The organism is Streptomyces sp. NBC_00466 (assembly GCF_041433995.1).
GTDB lineage: Bacteria > Actinomycetota > Actinomycetes > Streptomycetales > Streptomycetaceae > Streptomyces.
This window is the reverse complement of sequence record NZ_CP107896.1, coordinates 1435597-1453265: the sequence shown is the minus strand read 5'-3', so window position 1 is coordinate 1453265 and position 17669 is coordinate 1435597. Positions and strand designations below refer to the sequence as shown.

Below are 17669 nucleotides of genomic sequence, written 5' to 3'. Positions count from 1 at the left end.
AGAACGCGGCCGACGACTTCCGCAGCCGCTTCCCCTTCGACGGGGCCGAGCGCCCGGCCGACATGCGCTGAGCACGTCAGCCCGGACGAGACGCCTCCGTCGTCACGAAGCCGGGATCCTGGTGCCGGGGCAGGCAGACCGTGCCGGCCCCGGCACTGTCTGCCTGTTCACCCCACCACGCTCTCCCGCCAGGCCCGGTGCAGCCCCGCGAACTGTCCGCTTCCGCCGATGAGCGAGTCCGGGGTGCCGTCCTCGGTGATCCGGCCGTCCTCCATCACCAGGACCCGGTCGGCGATCTCCACCGTGGAGAGCCGGTGGGCGATGACCACGGCCGTGCGGCCGTGCAGCACCGTGTCCATGGCGCGCTGCACCGCCCGCTCGCCCGGGATGTCCAGCGAGCTGGTCGCCTCGTCCAGGATCAGTACGGCCGGGTCGGCGAGCAGCGCGCGGGCGAACGCCACCAACTGCCGCTGGCCGGCGGAGATCCGGCCGCCGCGCTTGCGTACATCCGTGTCGTACCCGTCCGGCAGCGCGCTGATGAAGTCGTGCGCGCCGATCGCCTTCGCCGCCCGTTCGATCTCGGCAGGGGTGGCCTCGGGGCGGCCGATGGCGATGTTCTCGGCGATCGTCCCGGAGAAGAGGAACGCCTCCTGCGTCACCATGACGACCCCGCGCCGCAGTTCGGGCACGTCCAGGTCGCCCAGGCCGACGCCGTCGAGCCGGACCTGCCCCTCGGTCGGGTCGTAGAACCGGGCGAGGAGCTTGGCGAGGGTCGACTTGCCCGCGCCGGTCGAGCCGACGACCGCGACGGTCTGGCCCGCCGGGATGGTGAGGTCGAAGCGCGGCAGCACCTCACCGCCGGTGCGGTACGCGAACCGGACGCCGTCGAACACGACTTCGCGGCCCGGGTGTTCGGACGCGAGGGCGGGCAGCGTACGCGGATTCACCGGCGCCGGGACCGTCGGCTCCTGGGCCAGCAGCCCGGCGATCTTCTCCAGCGAGGCGGCCGCCGACTGATACGAGTTGAGGAACATGCCGAGCCGGTCGATCGGGTCGTACAGCCTGCGCAGATACAGCACCGATGCCGCCAGCACCCCGAGTTCGAGCCCGCCCTGGGTGACCCGGTAGGCGCCCCACAGCACGATGCACGCGACGGCGGTGTTGGCGATCAGGCGGGAGCCGGTCACATAGCGGGCCATCTCCAGCATGGAGTCCCCGTTGGCCCGCTCGTGGCGGTGGTTGAGCCGGTCGAACTCGGTGTCGTTGGCGCGCTCCCGGCGGAAGGCCCGCACCGGCCGGATGCCGTTCATCGTCTCGGCGAACTTCACGATGACGGCGGCGACCGCGGTGGAACGCCGGCTGAACACGACGCCGACCCGCCGCCGGTAGCGCCGGATCAGCAGGTACAGCGGTGCGAACGACAGCACGGCCACGGCGCCCAGCCCGGCATCGAGATACAGCAGCATCGCGCAGATGTAGACGGCGGAGAGCACGACGCCGATCAGCTCCTGGAGCCCGTCGCTGAGCAGTTCGCGCAGCGACTCCACATCGCTGGTGGAGCGGGAGATCAGCCGGCCCGACGTGTAGCGCTCGTGGAAGTCCACGCTCAGGGCCTGCGCGTGGCGGAAGATCCGGCCCCGCAGGTCCAGCAGGGCGCCCTGGTTGACGCGGGCGGACACCTGGACGAACGCGTACTGCAGGCCGCCGGAGAGCAGCGCGCTGGCGAGGTAGCCGACGGCCACGGCGATCAGCGGGCCGTGGTCGTGGTCGCGGAAGGCGGGGACACCGGTGTCGATGGCGTACGCGACGAGCAGCGGCCCGGCCTGCACCGCCGCCTGCTGGATCAGCATCAGCACGGCGGAGACGATCGCCGCCGTCCGGTGCGGCGCGACGAGCGAGCGCAGCAGGGCGCCGGTCGCGCCGGGCGGGGCCGGCAGCTCGTCCTTGTCGAACGGGTCGTCACCGGCCTTCTGCGGTACGGCCGCGGGTCCTGCGGCGGGTCCTGAGCCGGGCTCCTCACCAGGGCCCGGTTCCGCGGCCCCCCGGCCGTCGACGGTGGTGGTCATCGGGTCCCGTCCCCTTCGGCGCCGGACATCAGCCAGGCGTACTCGGCGTTGCTCTGCAGAAGTTCGTGGTGGGTGCCCACCGCGTCGATACGCCCGTTGGAGAGCAGCGCGACCCGGTCGGCGAGCAGCACGGTCGACGGCCGGTGCGCGATGACGAGGGCCGTCGTCTCCGCGAGCACCCGGCGCAGGGCGGCCTCCACCAGCGCCTCGGTGTGCACGTCCAGCGCGGACAGCGGATCGTCGAGCACCAGGAAGCGCGGCTGCCCGACGACGGCCCGGGCCAGCGCGAGCCGCTGGCGCTGCCCGCCCGACAGGCTCAGCCCCTGCTCGCCGACCTGGGTGTCCGGGCCGTGCGGCAGCTCGTGCACGAAGTCGGCCTGGGCGGTGGACAGGGCGCGCAGCAGCGCGTCGTCGTCGGCGCCCGCCGCGCCCATCCGGACGTTCTCGGCGACGCTCGCGGAGAAGAGGGTGGGCTCCTCGAAGGCCACCGACACCAGCTCGCGCAGCTGCTCGCGGGGCAGTGCGGTGATGTCCTGACCGTCGAGGGTGATGCGGCCCCCGGTGATCTCGTGCAGTCGCGGTACGAGCGCGGTGAGCGTGGTCTTGCCCGAACCGGTGGCGCCCACCACGGCCAGCGTCTCGCCCGGCCGGATGTGCAGATCGATGCCGTCGAGGACGGGCGGGGTGCCGGGTGCGGCGTCGGGATACCGGAACTCGACGTCCTCGAAGCGCAGGCCGCCGGTGTCACCGGCACCGCCGGCACCGGGGCTGAGCGCGGCCGGACCGGCTTCGTCCGCCTCCTCGGCCACGTCGATCACCTCGAAGTACCGCTGGGTGGCGGTCGACGCGTCCTGGGTGATCGCCAGCAGGAAGCCGATCGACTCCACCGGCCAGCGCAGGGCGAGCGCGGTGGAGAGGAAGGCGACCAGGGTGCCCGCGGAGAGATGCCCGTCGGCGACCTGGACCGTGCCGAGGACGAGGGCCGCGCCGATCGCCAGCTCGGGAATGGTGGTGATCACCGCCCAGATGCCCGCCAGGAGCCGCGCCTTGACCAGCTCCGTCGAGCGCAGCCGCCCCGACAGCTCACGGAAGGCCAGGGCCTGGCTGCGGTGGCGTCCGAAGCCCTTGATGATGCGGATGCCGAGCACGCTCTCCTCGACGACCGTGGTGATGTCGCCGACCTGGTCCTGGGAGACCCTGGCGACCTTGGAGTACTTCTCCTCGAAGACCTTGCAGAGGATCATCAGCGGAATCGCGGGAGCCAGCAGTACCAGCCCCAGCGTCCACCGCTGCATCAGCAGGATGACGAAGCCGACCACGATCGTCACCCCGTTGACCAGGAGGAAGGTCAGCGGGAAGGCGAGGAACATCCGCACCAGCATCAGATCGGTCGTGCCGCGCGAGAGCAACTGGCCGGACGGCCACCGGTCGTGGAAGGCCACCGGAAGCCGTTGCAGATGGCGGTAGAGGTCGGCCCGCATCGACGCCTCGACCCAGGAGAGCGGCCGGGCCACCAGCCACCGCCGCAGGCCGAAGAGCAGCGCCTCGGCGACCCCGAATCCGAACAGCATCAGCGCGCCGACCCAGACCCCGCGGGTGTCCCGGTCGGACACCGGGCCGTCGACGATCCACTTCAGTACGAGCGGGATGACCAGGCTCAGACAGGAGGCGATGATCCCCACCAGAGCCGCTGCGGCCAGCCGTCTTCGCACCGGCCGCACATACGGCCAGAGCCGCAGCAGTGAACGCACGCCGGAGAGTTGTCTGTCTGTTGCATGTGTTTCGGGCATCGGGCGGGAGCCTACGGTCCGGCACTGACAGTGCCCACCGGATTTCGCGGCAGTCCGCGCCGCCCGGCGGGGATCCGGCGTCAGGTCGTACCCCGGCATCAGCCGATCGGCTGATGCCTGTTCGAGCGTGATGGCGGATGCCGCGGATCGCCGTCCCCCGGGAGCCTGTGGGTATGGCAATCATCGAAGTGGACGGGCTGCGTAAGGCATACGGCGGCAAGCACGTCGTCGACGGCGTGTCCTTCGCCGTCGAGGTGGGGGAGATCTTCGGGATTCTCGGGCCGAACGGCGCGGGGAAGACCACGACAGTCGAGTGCATCGGGGGGCTGCGGGTGCCCGACGGGGGCGTGGTGCGGGTGGCCGGATTCGATCCGGTCGCCGACCACAACAGGGTGACGCGGATCCTCGGCGCCCAGCTCCAGGAGAGCGAACTCCAGCCGAAGATCACCGTCCGTGAGGCGCTGGAGCTCTACTCGTCCTTCTATCCGCACCCCGCCGACTGGCGGCCGCTCGCCGAACGGCTCGGCCTCGCCGAGAAGGCCGGCTCCCGCTTCGCCAAGCTGTCCGGCGGCCAGAAGCAGCGGCTCTCCATCGCACTGGCACTGATCGGCAACCCCAAGGTGGTCGTACTCGACGAGCTGACGACCGGACTCGACCCGCGCGCCCGCCGCGACACCTGGGCGCTGATCGAGGACGTCAGGGACAGCGGAGTGACCGTCCTGCTCGTCACCCACTTCATGGAGGAGGCCCAGCGCCTCTGCGACCGCATCGCCGTGATCGACCGGGGCCGGGTCGCCGCGCTCGACACACCGGCGGGCCTCATCCGCCGCTCGTCCAGCTCGACGGTCATCTCCTTCACCCCCTCGCAGCCGCTCGACGACAGTGAACTGGACGCACTGCCCGGCGCCACCTCCGTACAGCACCGGGACGGCGCGCTGGTCATCGAAGGCACCGACGAGACGGTCAACGCCGTCATCACCCTGCTCGCCAGGCACCACATCACCGCACACCAACTCCGGGTCACCGACGCCACGCTGGACGACGCGTTCCTGGACCTGACGGGAGCCGCAGCATGACCACAGCGACCGCGACCACCCGTACGAAGGCCACCGCCGGGACCGGCGCTTCCGCCGCAGTCCTGCGCTCCGAGTTCAGGCTCTTCCGCCGTGAACCGGCCACCCTCTTCTGGGTCATGGCGTTCCCCACCATCCTGCTGGTGATCCTCGGCTCCATCCCGTCCTTCCGGGAGCACGACTCCTCCATCGGGGGCCAGACAATGATCAGCGTGTACGTCCCGGTCACCGTGCTGCTCGCGATGATCCTGGCCGGGCTGCAGGCGATGCCCCAGGTGATCACCGGATACCGCGAGCGCGGCATCCTGCGCCGGATGTCCACCACACCGGTCAGGCCGCACGCCCTGCTCACCGCGCAGATGGGCCTGCACGGTGCCGCGGCACTCGTCTCGACCCTGCTGCTGCTCGTCGTCGGGCGGATCGCCTTCAAGGTCGCCCTGCCCCAGCAGATCTTCGGCTATCTGCTCTCGCTCGTCCTGGCGATCTGCGCCGCGCTCGCCCTGGGCTCCGTGGTGACCGCCCTGTCACGCACCCAGAAGATCGCGAACGCGGTCGGCTCCGCCGTCCTCTTCCCGATGATGTTCTGCGCCGGGGTCTGGCTGCCCGTCCAGGCGATGCCGGACGCCATGGCGCACGTCGTCGAACTGACCCCCTTCGGTGCCGCGGCGCAGGCCCTCAACACGGCGGCGACGGGCAGCTGGCCCGGCTGGACCCACCTGGGCGTGCTCGCCCTGTGGGCGCTGCTGCTGTCGGCCGCGGCCAACCGCTGGTTCCGCTGGGAGTGACCGCCACCATGGGCCGGTACGGGCAGACTGAATGGATGACAACGGACCTGACCGGCCCCGCCTGCCCGGTGCCCGGCCGCGAGGCCGTCGCGCCGGTGATCGGCGGCTCCAGGCTCGGCGCCGGGTGGGCGGCCTTCTACCGCTGGGGCCCCTACGCGCTGCTCGCCATCGGCACCCTCGCCGCGGCCGCCACCGCCGGTGCGCTGCACATGACCCGGTCCGAACTGGTCGCGGCGGCGGTCCTCACCGCGGCGGGGGCCGTACTCCAGCTGTGGTGGGGCAACGCGGTCCGCACCCGGCCCGCCCCCTCGACGGCGGGCATCTGCTACTACGTACTGCGCTGGGCGATCGCCTTCGCCCTGACCTGGCTGAACACCTTCTACGCGTTCTACGCGGTCACCGGCTACTTCGGCGCCGAGAGGCTGCTGCCCCGCAGGCTGGTACGGATCGGGCTGCTCGCCAGCGCGGTCACCGTGTCGGGCTCCCAGGCCGGCGGGCTGCCACCGGACGGCCTCATCGGCTGGATGGTGTTCCCCGCGCTGTTGGGCGTCAACGTCACCCTGCTCACCGTCTTCACCCACTTCGCCAATCTGGAGGGGGAGCGCGCGACGCAGCAGACCGAGACCATCGGCGAGCTGGAGCGCACCAACGTCCGCCTGCAGCAGGCGCTCGACGAGAACGCCGCCCTGCACGCCCAGCTCCTCGTCCAGGCGCGGGAGGCCGGGGTCGCCGACGAGCGCCGCAGGCTGGCCGCCGAGATCCACGACACCATCGCGCAGGGGCTCGCGGGCATCATCACCCAGCTCCAGGTCGTCGCCGTCACCAGGACCCCGGACGCCGCCCGTGAACACCTGGCCCGCGCCCAGGAGTTGGCCCGGCACAGCCTGGGCGAGGCCCGGCGCTCGGTGCAGAACCTCAGCCCGGTCGCCCTGGCCGAGGCCTCGCTCCCGGAGGCGCTGAAGAAGCTGGTCGCCGAGTGGTCGGCGGAGGCCGGCGTGCGCGCCGAGTTCACCGTCACCGGCACCGCCGAGCCGCTGCACGACGAGGTCGAGGCCACCCTGCTGCGGATCGCCCAGGAGGCCCTCGCCAACACGGGACGGCACGCCGCGGCCTCCCGGGTCGGGGTCACCCTCTCGTACATGGACGACGAGATGACGCTGGACGTACGCGACGACGGCCGCGGCTTCGACCCGCTCGCGCTGCCGCCGCGCAGCACCGACGGCGGCTTCGGCCTCGGTGGGATGTGCGCCCGCGCCGAGCGGATCGCGGGCACGGTTGCGGTCGAGTCCGAGCCGGGGCACGGCACGGCGGTGTCGGCTCGCGTACCTTTGGTCCGCCATGAACTCTGATGTCATCACCCTGCTGATCGTCGACGACCATCCCGTGGTCCGGGACGGTCTGCGCGGCATGTTCACCGAGGCCCCCGGCTTCCAGGTGCTCGGCGAGGCCGCCGACGGCGTCGCGGGCGTCGAGCTGGCCGTCCGGCTCGACCCCGATGTGGTCCTCATGGACCTGCGGATGCCGGGCGGCAACGGCGTGGACGCCATCGCCGAACTGACCCGCCGCGGCAGCCGGGCCAAGGTGCTCGTCCTCACGACGTACGACACGGACTCCGACACCCTCCCGGCCATCGAGGCGGGCGCCACCGGCTATCTGCTCAAGGACGCCCCGCGCGACGAGCTCTTCACCGCGGTACGGGCCGCGGCGGACGGCCGTACGGTGCTCTCCCCGGCGGTCGCCTCCCGGCTCGTCTCGCGGGTGCGCACCCCGCTCGCGCCCGGCCGCGACGCGCTCAGCGCCCGCGAACGCGAGGTGCTCGTACTGGTCGCCAGGGGTACGTCCAACCGCGACATCGCGCGTGAGCTCTTCATCAGCGAGGCGACGGTCAAGACCCATCTGACCCATATCTACGGGAAGTTGGACGTCAAGGACCGGGCAGCGGCGGTCGCGGTGGCGTACGACCGCAAGATCCTCGGCTGACGCGGGCCCGGCACGCACCAGCCGCTTTCAGGCCCGCACCTTCAGCAGCAGCACCGACCGGGCCGGCACCGTGAGCACGGCGCCGCCCCGGTGCAGCGTGCCCGGCGCCGCGCTCTGGTCCTCCAGCGAGGTGTCGACCAGCAGTTCGTAGGTGTCCGCCCACGGGGCCCCGGGAAGCAGGAAGTCCACCGGCCGCTCCGCCGAGTGCAGAACCGTCAGGAAGCTGTCGTCGGTGATCCGCTCGCCCCTGGCGTCCCGGCCGGGGATGTCGGCCCCCGAGAGATAGACCCCGAGCGTGGCGGCCGGCGCGTACCAGTCCTGCTCGGTCATCTCCCGGCCGTACGGGGTGAACCAGGCGAGATCCCGCAGCCCGTCGCCCGCGCGCGCCCCGGAGAAGAACGCCCGGCGGCGCAGCACCGGATGGGCATGGCGCAGCGCGAGCAGCCGGGAGGTGAGGCCGAGCAGCATCCGCGGGCCCGGTTCGTCGAGCAGCGTCCAGTCGACCCAGCTGACCTCGTTGTCCTGGCAGTACGCGTTGTTGTTGCCGCCCTGCGTCCGCCCCATCTCGTCACCGGCGACGATCATCGGCACCCCGGTCGACACCAGCAGCGTCGTGAGCAGCGACCGCAGCTGCCTCCGGCGCAGCGCGCCGACCCCGGGGTCGTCCGTCCCGCCCTCCGCACCGCAGTTCCACGAGCGGTTGTCGTCGGTGCCGTCCCGGTTGTCCTCCCCGTTGGCCTCGTTGTGCTTGTGCTGATAGGACACCAGGTCGCGCAGGGTGAAACCGTCGTGCGCCGTGATGAAGTTGACGGATGCCTGCGGACGCCGCCCGCCCCAGGCGTAGAGGTCGCTGGAACCGGAGAGCCGGTACCCCAGATCGCGTACGTCGGGCAGCGCACCCCGCCAGAAGTCCCGTACGGCATCCCGGTAGCGGTCGTTCCACTCCGTCCACAGCGGCGGGAAGGCGCCCACCTGGTAGCCGCCATTGCCCACGTCCCAGGGCTCGGCGATCAGCTTCATCCGCCGCAGCACCGGGTCCTGGGCGATCACCGCCAGGAAGGGGGAGAGCATGTCGACGTCGTGGAAGGACCGGGCCAGCGCGGCGGCCAGATCGAAGCGGAAGCCGTCCACGCCCATCTCGGTGACCCAGTACCGCAGCGAGTCGGTGATCAGCCGCAGCACATGGGGCTGCACCACGTGCAGAGTGTTGCCGCAGCCGGTGTAGTCCGCGTACCGGCGCGGGTCGTCCTGGAGCCGGTAGTAGCCGCGGTTGTCGACCCCGCGCAGCGACAGCGTCGGCCCCAGCTCACCGGCCTCCGCCGTGTGGTTGTAGACGACGTCGAGGATGACCTCGATCCCGGCGGCGTGCAGCGCCTGCACCATCCGCTTGAACTCGCCGACCTGCTCGCCGCCGGTCCCGGACGCCGCGTACCCGGCGTGCGGGGCGAAGTAGCCGACCGAGTTGTAGCCCCAGTAGTTCCGCAGCCCGCGCCGCAGCAGATGGTCCTCATGCGCGAACTGGTGCACCGGCAGCAGCTCGACGGCCGTCACCCCGAGCCGTACGAGATGGCCGATCGCCGCCGGATGGGCCAGACCCGCGTATGTCCCCCGCAGCTCCTCGGGGATCCCGGGGTGCCGCATGGTGAAGCCGCGCACATGCAGCTCGTAGATGACGGTGTCCGCCCACGGCGTCTTGGGCCGCAGGTCGTCCGCCCACTCGTCGCCGGGGGTGTCGTCGTGGACGACGACGCCCTTGGGGACGTACGGCGCCGAGTCCCGGTCGTCGCGCACGGTGTCGGCGACTCCCTGGTCCGGCCAGTCCCTGACATGCCCGTACACCTCGGGGGGCAGCCGGAACTCCCCGTCCACGGCGCGCGCGTACGGGTCGAGGAGCAGCTTCGCCGCGTTCCAGCGGGCCCCCGTCCACGGGTCCCAGCGGCCCCGGACGCGGTAGCCGTACCGCTGTCCGGGCCGGACCCCGGGCAGGAATCCGTGCCAGATCTCATGGGTCAGCTCGGTCAGTCCGCAGCGCGTCTCCTGGCCTGCTCCGTCGAAGAGGCAGAGCTCGACGGCCTCGGCGCCGCCCGCCCAGAGCGCGAAGTTGGTACCGGCGACCCCGTCCGGCCCGACCCGGTACCGCGCCCCCAGCGGCATGGGCGTACCGGGCCACACGGTCACCGCGTCCGGTACGGCTTCGGACACCGCCCCGGGTACGGCGCCCGGCACGGCTTCCTGCACCGCGTCGGGCACGGCTTCCTGCACCGCTTCCGGTGCGGTCTCCTGCTCGGCTGCGCTCGACACCTGTCGGCCTCCCGCGGCTCATCGGGACCGGCGGCGCGTCGGGCCCCGGCGTCCCGGCCGCGGCTCCCTCGCATGGTCCTCGCTCTTGTTCTGCCCGCAACAACCGGCAATCTCACGTTTCCCCCGCAGGGGGGTGGTCGTTGAGCGCTCTGTGAGACAACTGACAAAGCGGACACGGGCGGGCGTCGCGGCCGCGCTGGTATGGGCGGGACTGCTGGCCGGACTGACCGGATGCGGGTCCAGCTGGGACGGAAAACCGCGGGCCCCCGAAGAGGCGATCCGGGTGGTGCCGGACGACGGCGCGAAGGGCGTCCGCGCGCACGACAAGGTCGAGGTGCGGGTACCGGACGGGAAGCGGCTCGAACAGGTCACGGTCTACAGCGGCACCGACGGACACCGCGAGGTGCTTCCGGGCAGTGTCTCCGGCGACGGCAGGACCTGGAAGCCGGACGGCGGCCGGCTGGGGCTCGCATCCGAGTACTCCGTGGACGCGGTGGCCTCCGACGGGGACGGCCACACCCTCGCCCGCCACACCACCTTCACCACGTTCGTTCCCCCGCACCGCTTCATCGGGTACTTCACACCGGAGAACGGCTCCACCGTCGGCACCGGCATGATCGTCTCCTTCAACTTCAACCGCCCCGTCGAGAACCGCCGGGCCGTGGAGCGGGCGATCCGTGTCACCGCCACCCCTTCGGTCCCGGTCGGGGGCCACTGGTTCGGCAGCAGGCGTCTGGACTTCCGGCCGGGCGCGTACTGGAAGCCGGGCACCCGGGTCTCCGTCGGGATGCGGCTGCGCGACGTGCAGGCGGCGCCGGGGGTGTACGGGACCCAGCAGAAGACCATCGGCTTCACGGTGGGCCGCTCCCAGGTGTCCGTGGTCGACACGGCGGCGCACACCATGGCCGTACGCCGTGACGGCGAACTCCTGGCAACCCTGCCGGTCACCGCGGGCGCCGCGAAACACCCCACGTACAACGGCAGGATGGTCGTCATGGAGAAGCACGCCGTGACCCGGATGAACGGCCGGACGGTCGGCTTCGGCGGTGAGTACGACATCCCGGATGTCCCGCACGCGATGCGGCTGACCAACTCGGGGACGTTCCTGCACGGCAACTACTGGGCGCCCGGCGACACGTTCGGCGCGTCCAACACCAGCCACGGCTGCGTCGGGCTGCGCGACGTGCGCGGCGGCAGCGCCGACTCCCCGGCCGGCTGGCTCTTCGACCACACACTGATCGGGGACGTGGTCGAGATCGTCAACTCACCGGACACGAAGGTCGCACCGGACAACGGGCTCAGCGGCTGGAACCTGGACTGGGCCCACTGGAAGTCCGGCTCCGCGCTCGGCTGAACCCCCGCCTTCCCGCTTGAACCCCCGCCTTCCCGCTGTGCCCGCCCTGCCCGTACGAGCCGTGCCGTGCCCCCATGACCTGCGCGCCCGCGCCCGGTTGGAACGGAACGGTGACATTGGCGGGGAGCCAGGCGGGCCCGCGCTGCGATTATTCTGTGAACAGTGCGCGCGGACAGGGCGCGCGGGGGTACGTGCACCGGCGGCGCCGGGATGTGCGCGAGGGGAGACCACCATCTTGAACGGGCGACCGATATCGGGGACATCGGCCGGGGTCCGGCCTGCGCACGGGCAGAGGCGCGGCGGGCCCGGCCTGCTGGCCCTCCTGCTGGGCGCGCTGCTGCTGCTCGTCACGGCGTGCGGCGGTTCGGGGAGCGGCGGCAGCGATGAGAAGGCGAAGCAGAGCGGGGGCAAGGGGGACGGCCCCGCGGCCTCGCAGGCCGTTGTGACCGTGACCCCGCGGGACGGCGCCGAGTCGGTGGCCACCAGCGACGCGCTCAAGGTCACCGCGGACCGGGGGAGACTGACCTCCGTCACGGTCAAGGACGCCAAGGGCGACGAGGTCGCCGGCCGTATCGCGGCGGGCGGCGCCAGCTGGCAGCCGCTCCAGCACCTGCCCGCAGCCACCAAGTTCAAGGTGCACGCGGTCGCCAAGGACGCCAAGGGCCGGGAGTCCGCGAAGGACACGGCCTTCACCACGCTCGTGCCGAAGAACACCTTCCTCGGCCAGTACACACCGGAGGACGGCTCGACCGTCGGTGTCGGTATGCCGGTATCGATCCACTTCACCCGTGGGATCACCCATCCCGCGGACGTCGAGGACGCGATCAAGGTGACCGCCGACCCCGCCGTACCGGTCGAGGGCCACTGGTTCGGCAACGACCGCCTCGACATCCGCCCCGAGAAGTACTGGGCGGCCGGCACCAAGGTGACGGTGAAGCTGAACCTCGACGGGGTCGAGGGCCGGCCCGGGGTGTACGGGAAGCAGACCAAGACCGTGAAGTTCACCGTCGGCCGCTCGATGGTCTCCACGGTGGACGCGGACAACCACACCATGAAGGTCGTCAAGGACGGCAAGCTGATCAGGACCATCCCGATCAGCGCGGGCGCCCCGGCGACCACGACGTACAACGGCCAGATGGTGATCAGCGAGAAGTACGCGGTGACCCGGATGAACGGCGCCACCGTCGGGTTCGGCGGTGAGTACGACATCAAGGACGTGCCGCACGCGATGCGCCTGTCCGACTCCGGCACCTTCGTGCACGGCAACTACTGGGCGTCCAGCGGCACGTTCGGCGCCGCCAACACCAGCCACGGCTGTGTCGGTCTGCACGATGTGCGCGGTGGCTGGAGCAAGGAGACCCCGGCCGCCTGGTACTACAACAGGTCGATCGTCGGTGACGTGGTGATCGTCAAGAACTCGCACGACAAGACGATCCAGCCGGACAACGGGCTCAACGGCTGGAACATGTCCTGGGCGGACTGGAAGAAGTAACACCGGCCCTCCCGTCCGGCCTTCTGCGGCCCGGTGCACTGTGACCAAGTGCACCGGGCCGCACCGCGTTAGCCGCCGTTAACCTGCTGTCATGACAGTCACCCTCGAAGTCTCCGAAGGCGTCGGCACCATCCGTCTGGACCGCCCGCCGATGAACGCGCTCAACGTCGCGATCCAGGACCGGCTCCGCGAGCTCGCCGAAGAGGCGTCCCACCGCGACGACGTACGCGCCGTGGTGCTCTACGGCGGTGAGAAGGTGTTCGCGGCCGGGGCGGACATCAAGGAGATGCAGGCCATGGACCACGCGGCGATGGTCGTACGCTCCCGGGCCCTGCAGGACTCCTTCACCGCGGTGGCCCGGATCCCCAAGCCCGTGGTGGCCGCGGTCACCGGATACGCGCTGGGCGGCGGCTGCGAACTGGCGCTCTGCGCCGACTTCCGTATCGCGGCCGACAACGCCAAGCTCGGCCAGCCCGAGATCCTGCTCGGCCTGATCCCCGGCGCCGGCGGCACCCAGCGGCTCTCCCGGCTGATCGGCCCCTCCAAGGCCAAGGACCTGATCTTCACCGGCCGTCAGGTCAAGGCGCCCGAGGCGCTCGCCCTCGGCCTGGTCGACCGGGTCGTCCCGGCGGCCGAGGTGTACGAGCAGGCGCACGCCTGGGCGGCACGGCTCGCCCAGGGACCGGCCATCGCGCTGCGCGCCGCGAAGGAATCCGTCGATGCGGGTCTGGAGACGGACCTCGACACCGGACTGGCGATCGAGCGCACCTGGTTCGCCGGTCTCTTCGCGACGGAGGACCGCGAACTGGGGATGCGCAGCTTCGTCGAAGAGGGTCCCGGCAAGGCCAAGTTCCGCTGAGCGGCACCCGGTTGGGTGGATTAGCCGCGCCTTAAGGGAGCCTTAAGGCGTGAGTGATCACTGCTCTTGAATTTCGTTCATGGGGAGGGAATCTTCGCAGCTCAGGGCGGGTGTCACGGCCTCTGCAATGCCAAGTGCATATGCCAAAACGCGGGGTGCCCGGCCCCGGTCCCTGGCTGCGGATTCCCCCGGAACGGCCCCGGAGGCCGCTTCGGGCAGCCATGATGGGGGGCATGGCGGGCCTGGAGGGTGTGGAGCAGCCGCGGCAGCGCGTTCATGCGGATGCTGCGCGATGGGTACCGGCCGTTGAGGACGAACAGGCTCTGAAAGCCCTGGAGTTGTTCGGCAGTCCAACGGACGCGGAGGTGCACCTGGCGTCCCGTCCTGAGTCGGCGGCGACCGCGCGGCGGCTCACCCGGGGTGTCGTGCTGCGTCAGTGGGGGCTCTCCGCGCAGACCGCCGAGTACGCGGTGTTACTGGTGTCGGAGCTCGTCGGCAATGCGGTCCGCCACACCGGCGCCCGGGTCTTCGGGCTCCGGATGCTGCGCCGCCGGGGCTGGATCCGGGTGGAGGTGCGCGATCCGTCCCGCGGGCTGCCCTGTCTGATGCCGGTCCAGCCGATGGACGTCAGCGGCCGCGGCCTCTTCCTGGTCGACAAGCTCTCGGACCGCTGGGGGGTGGATCTGCTGCCGCGCGGCAAGACCACCTGGTTCGAGATGAGGGTCGCCGACCGTCAGTCCTCGTGACGCCTGTGCCTGTCGAATCCTGCGCCTGCCGAGGTCTGCGCCTGCCGAAGCTGTGTGTCTGCCGAAGCCGCGCCGGTCGAAGTCCCTACCGGTGAACGCCGCGCCGGTGGAAGTCCGTACCCGTGAAAGGGGACCCCGTACGGCCGGGATGCCACCCGGTTGTACCCATCCGGATCGCGGCGTGGCTGCTGTGAATCCCAGGTGAAGCCGTCGACCCGCCTGGCAATCAGCGAGTGAGTGCGCGTTCCGGCGGGTGATTGCCGCATCAGGAACGCGGTCGGCCGCTTCTGGCGGCCTTGTGCCGCCGCCGGACGGAATGAGGCAAAAAAGGCCGGACCGGGCGATTCCTCATTAAATGGTCGCGTGACTGACATAAGCCGCCGCAGCGCACTGCGGGCAGGAGCCGGCGCGGCCGTCGCCGGGGCGTTCACCGCGGGCTGTTCCGGCGGTGGCGCACCCGCCGCGGCCCCTTCCCCGGCCGGGGCCCGCCCCGCACGCTCCCCTTCCGGTCCCGCGAAATCCCCGGTCCCGCACCACGCCCCGGCCCCCCTCGCCTTCGCCGGGCAACCGGCCCAGATCGCGCACGGCCCCCGCGGCCGGCCCCGCGTCGCGCTCACCTTCCACGGCCAGGGCAGCCCCGCAGTCGCCAAGTCCGTACTCGCCGAGGCGGAACGGGCCGGAGCGCGGGTCACCGTCCTCGCCGTCGGTACCTGGCTCGACGAGTATCCCGCGATGGCCCGCCGGATCCTCGACGGCGGTCACGACCTGGGCAACCACACCCTCCACCACACCTCCATCTCGGCGATGGGCGAGCGGGAGGCGTACGCCGAGATCACCGGCTGCGCCGACCGGCTGCGGCGGCTCACGGGCTCCATCGGTACCTGGTTCCGCCCCTCGCGCACCCAGTACGCGACCCCCCTGGTCCAGCGGCTCGCGAAACGCGCGGGGTACCCGCACGTGCTCTCGTACGACACCGACTCCAAGGACTTCACCTCGCCCGGCAGCGCGGCCGTCGTCCGCAACGTCACCGGCGCGGTCCAGCCGGGGTCGGTGGTCTCGATGCACTTCGGCTATGCGGACACGGTCGCCGCGCTGCCCGCCATCCTCGACGCCTTCGACCGCCGCGGGCTGCACGCGGTGACGACTACGGAGCTGCTGACGTCATGATCACCAAACGCACCACCGGGCTGTTCGCCGCCACCGTCACCACCGGCCTCACCGTCGCACTCGGCGGCTGCGGGTCGTCCGGCGGGACCGGGCACGGGCACCGTGCACACTCAGCCGACACCAGGGCTACCACCGCAGCCGTCGCACAGCGGGGCACCATGGCGAAGTCGGCGGAACCCGCGCCGCTGGCCGGTATGCCCCCGGTCCTCAATCCCAAGGACCTGTACGCGGCGGACCGCCCGGGCAAACTCTCGCCCGTCGTGCGGAAGTTCCCGTCCCTGGTCTACGTTCCGAACACCAACTCCAACACGGTCAATGTGATCAACCCCAAGACGTACAAGGTCATCCGCACCATCCCGGTCGGTGTGCAGCCGCAGCACGTCGTGCCCTCCTGGGACCTGAAGACGCTCTGGGTCAACAACGACCGCGGCAACACGCTCACGCCGATCAACCCGGCGAACGGCAAGGTCGGGAAGACGCTCGCCGTCCACGACCCGTACAACCTCTACTTCACGCCCAACGGCAAGTACGCCATCGTCATGGCCTCGCTCGACCGCCAGCTCGTCTTCCGCGACCCGCACACCATGAAGGTCAGGAAGACGCTCCCGGTGACGTGTTCCGGCGTCAACCACGCGGACTTCTCGGCCGACGGGCGGTACTTCATCGTCTCCTGTGAGTTCTCCGGCGAACTGCTCAAGGTCGACACCGAGAAGATGAAGGTGGTCGGCCAGCAGAAGCTGCCCTTCAAGGGGGCGATGCCGCAGGACGTGAAGATCTCGCCGGACGGCCGGACCTTCTACATCGCCGACATGGTGGCCGACGGGGTCTGGGTGCTCCCGGCGGACAAGTTCACCACCCCGAAGCTGGTGCACACCGGCAAGGGCTGCCACGGGCTCTACATCAGCAGGGACTCCAAGGACATGTACATCTCCAACCGGGGTGAGGGCACCATCTCGGTCTTCGGCTTCGCGCAGAACAAGCTCATCAAGAAGTGGGTCCTGCCCGGCGGTGGCAGCCCCGACATGGGCGGTGTCTCGGCGGACGGCAAGGTGCTCTGGCTGACCGGGCGTTACAACGCGGAGGTGTACGCGATCGACACCACCAGCGGCAAGCAGCTCGCCCGTATCCCGGTCGGCAGCGGCCCGCACGGCCTCGCGGTGTACCCGCAGCCCGGCCGCTACTCGCTGGGGCACACCGGGATCTTCCGTTAGGGCCTGTCGTCCGGATCAGGCCGGATCGGGCCGGATCGGGGCGGATCGGGGAGCGGGGTCACTCCGCCACCAGCAGTGCCTCCGAGCCCACCGGCAGATACCCCGCCCGCTGGAACGCCCGCACGCTGCGGGCGTTGCCCGGCGACTGCTGCGCCCACACGGCATCTCCCTCGACGAGGTGCCGGGCGGCCACCGCCAGCCGTGGTCCCAGCCCCCGGCCGCGCGCCGCCTCGTCCACCTCGATGGCGGCCTCCTGGCGCCCCGCGACCCCGCGTCCCATGATCAGCACCCCGCCGTCCGCCGCCCACACCCGGACGCCGTCGCGGAAGGTCCGGGACCGGACCACCCTCGGGTGGTCCGGGTCCTCGATCTCCCGCAGTGCGACGGGGGGTTCGCCCGGCAGCGCGGGGGCGGCCGTCAGCAGGTCGATGGTGTTCATCCGGCGGCCGGTACGCGCCATCAGCGCGGCCAGGAAGGCCGGGTTCATCGCCGCGGCGAGCGGGTCCGCCGCGATCCCGGCCAGTGTCTTCCGTACCCACAGCGGATCCTCGTCGAGGAAGACCACCGAGTGGGCGGTCAGGGCGAGTACCCCGGCGTCCCGGGAGTTCGGCTGCGCGATCACGGTCGTCGCCCCGTCAGCCGGAGGGAAGGAGCCGCGGGCCGCCGCAGCCAGGATGGCTGCCAGAGTGCCGCGTGACGCACCGTTCCTGGTCGTACACATCTTCGGGTATCTCCTCGGCTCGAGTCTCCACCGGCTGGCAGGAACAGACTCGCAGACATGAACGACGACGGACCCGGAGCCTTACGACCGGGCGGCTCTCCCGCTCTGTCGGGGCGGTCGCCGG

14 protein-coding genes are annotated in these 17669 nt (G+C 71.2%); 10 read left to right on the top strand and 4 right to left on the bottom strand.

The features are described 5' to 3' along the window. Positions 1-167: 167 nt before the first annotated feature. Both OG210_RS06335 and OG210_RS06330 read right to left on the bottom strand, forming a co-directional pair. Complete coding sequence (locus OG210_RS06335) at positions 168-2066, bottom strand: ABC transporter ATP-binding protein (protein ID WP_371535229.1); 1899 nt, start codon at positions 2064-2066, stop codon at positions 168-170. Further along, complete coding sequence (locus OG210_RS06330; RefSeq protein ID WP_371535227.1) at positions 2063-3856, bottom strand: ABC transporter ATP-binding protein; 1794 nt, start codon at positions 3854-3856, stop codon at positions 2063-2065. Before OG210_RS06330 ends, OG210_RS06335 begins: the two co-directional genes overlap by 4 nt. 173 nt (positions 3857-4029) lie before the next feature. Between OG210_RS06330 and OG210_RS06325 the strand changes: the two genes are divergently transcribed. From OG210_RS06325 to OG210_RS06310, 4 genes are read left to right on the top strand one after another with little or no spacing between them, the layout of a single operon-like run. After that, the gene (locus OG210_RS06325) at positions 4030-4932 is read left to right on the top strand and encodes an ABC transporter ATP-binding protein (protein WP_328331631.1); all 903 of its coding nucleotides are present in this window, start codon (positions 4030-4032) and stop codon (positions 4930-4932) included. After that, a complete protein-coding gene (locus OG210_RS06320) occupies positions 4929-5714 on the top strand; it encodes an ABC transporter permease (protein ID WP_328331633.1) in 786 nt (261 codons plus the stop codon). Before OG210_RS06325 ends, OG210_RS06320 begins: the two co-directional genes overlap by 4 nt. A gap of 35 nt (positions 5715-5749) precedes the next feature. Continuing rightward, positions 5750-7063 (top strand): sensor histidine kinase, encoded by a 1314-nt coding sequence (locus OG210_RS06315; protein ID WP_328331635.1) that lies wholly within the window; start codon positions 5750-5752, stop codon positions 7061-7063. Next, positions 7053-7694 carry a response regulator transcription factor gene (locus OG210_RS06310; RefSeq protein ID WP_328331637.1) on the top strand — a complete coding sequence of 214 codons (642 nt, stop codon included), beginning with the start codon at positions 7053-7055 and terminating at the stop codon, positions 7692-7694. The genes OG210_RS06315 and OG210_RS06310 overlap by 11 nt, the downstream gene beginning before the upstream one ends. A 27-nt stretch (positions 7695-7721) precedes the next feature. Here the strand turns inward: OG210_RS06310 and glgX are convergent, their stop codons facing one another. Then, positions 7722-9995: a glycogen debranching protein GlgX gene (gene glgX / locus OG210_RS06305; protein ID WP_371535223.1), complete on the bottom strand. Its 2274-nt coding sequence runs from the start codon at positions 9993-9995 to the stop codon at positions 7722-7724. 160 nt (positions 9996-10155) lie between these two features. Here glgX and OG210_RS06300 point away from each other — a divergent pair, with 160 nt between their 5' ends. The 6 genes from OG210_RS06300 to OG210_RS06275 all read left to right on the top strand — a co-directional run bounded on the left by OG210_RS06300 (position 10156) and on the right by OG210_RS06275 (position 16824). After that, complete coding sequence (locus OG210_RS06300; protein ID WP_371540192.1) at positions 10156-11349, top strand: Ig-like domain-containing protein; 1194 nt, start codon at positions 10156-10158, stop codon at positions 11347-11349. Between the two features lie 235 nt (positions 11350-11584). Further along, a complete protein-coding gene (locus OG210_RS06295; protein ID WP_328331641.1) occupies positions 11585-12841 on the top strand; it encodes an Ig-like domain-containing protein in 1257 nt (418 codons plus the stop codon). A 91-nt stretch (positions 12842-12932) separates the two neighbouring features. After that, on the top strand, positions 12933-13700 hold the full coding sequence (locus OG210_RS06290; RefSeq protein ID WP_371535221.1) for an enoyl-CoA hydratase/isomerase family protein: 768 nt from the start codon (positions 12933-12935) through the stop codon (positions 13698-13700). A 221-nt stretch (positions 13701-13921) separates the two neighbouring features. Further along, positions 13922-14446 (top strand): ATP-binding protein, encoded by a 525-nt coding sequence (locus OG210_RS06285; protein WP_328331645.1) that lies wholly within the window; start codon positions 13922-13924, stop codon positions 14444-14446. A 363-nt stretch (positions 14447-14809) separates the two neighbouring features. Beyond that, positions 14810-15613 carry a polysaccharide deacetylase family protein gene (locus OG210_RS06280; protein ID WP_328331647.1) on the top strand — a complete coding sequence of 268 codons (804 nt, stop codon included), beginning with the start codon at positions 14810-14812 and terminating at the stop codon, positions 15611-15613. Beyond that, positions 15610-16824, top strand: coding sequence for a YncE family protein (locus tag OG210_RS06275; RefSeq protein WP_328331649.1), 1215 nt, complete (start codon positions 15610-15612; stop codon positions 16822-16824). The genes OG210_RS06280 and OG210_RS06275 overlap by 4 nt, the downstream gene beginning before the upstream one ends. Before the next feature lie 58 nt (positions 16825-16882). On the opposite strand, the gene OG210_RS06270 is transcribed toward OG210_RS06275, so the two are convergent. Next, positions 16883-17545: a GNAT family N-acetyltransferase gene (locus OG210_RS06270; protein ID WP_328331651.1), complete on the bottom strand. Its 663-nt coding sequence runs from the start codon at positions 17543-17545 to the stop codon at positions 16883-16885. Positions 17546-17669: the final 124 nt, after the last annotated feature.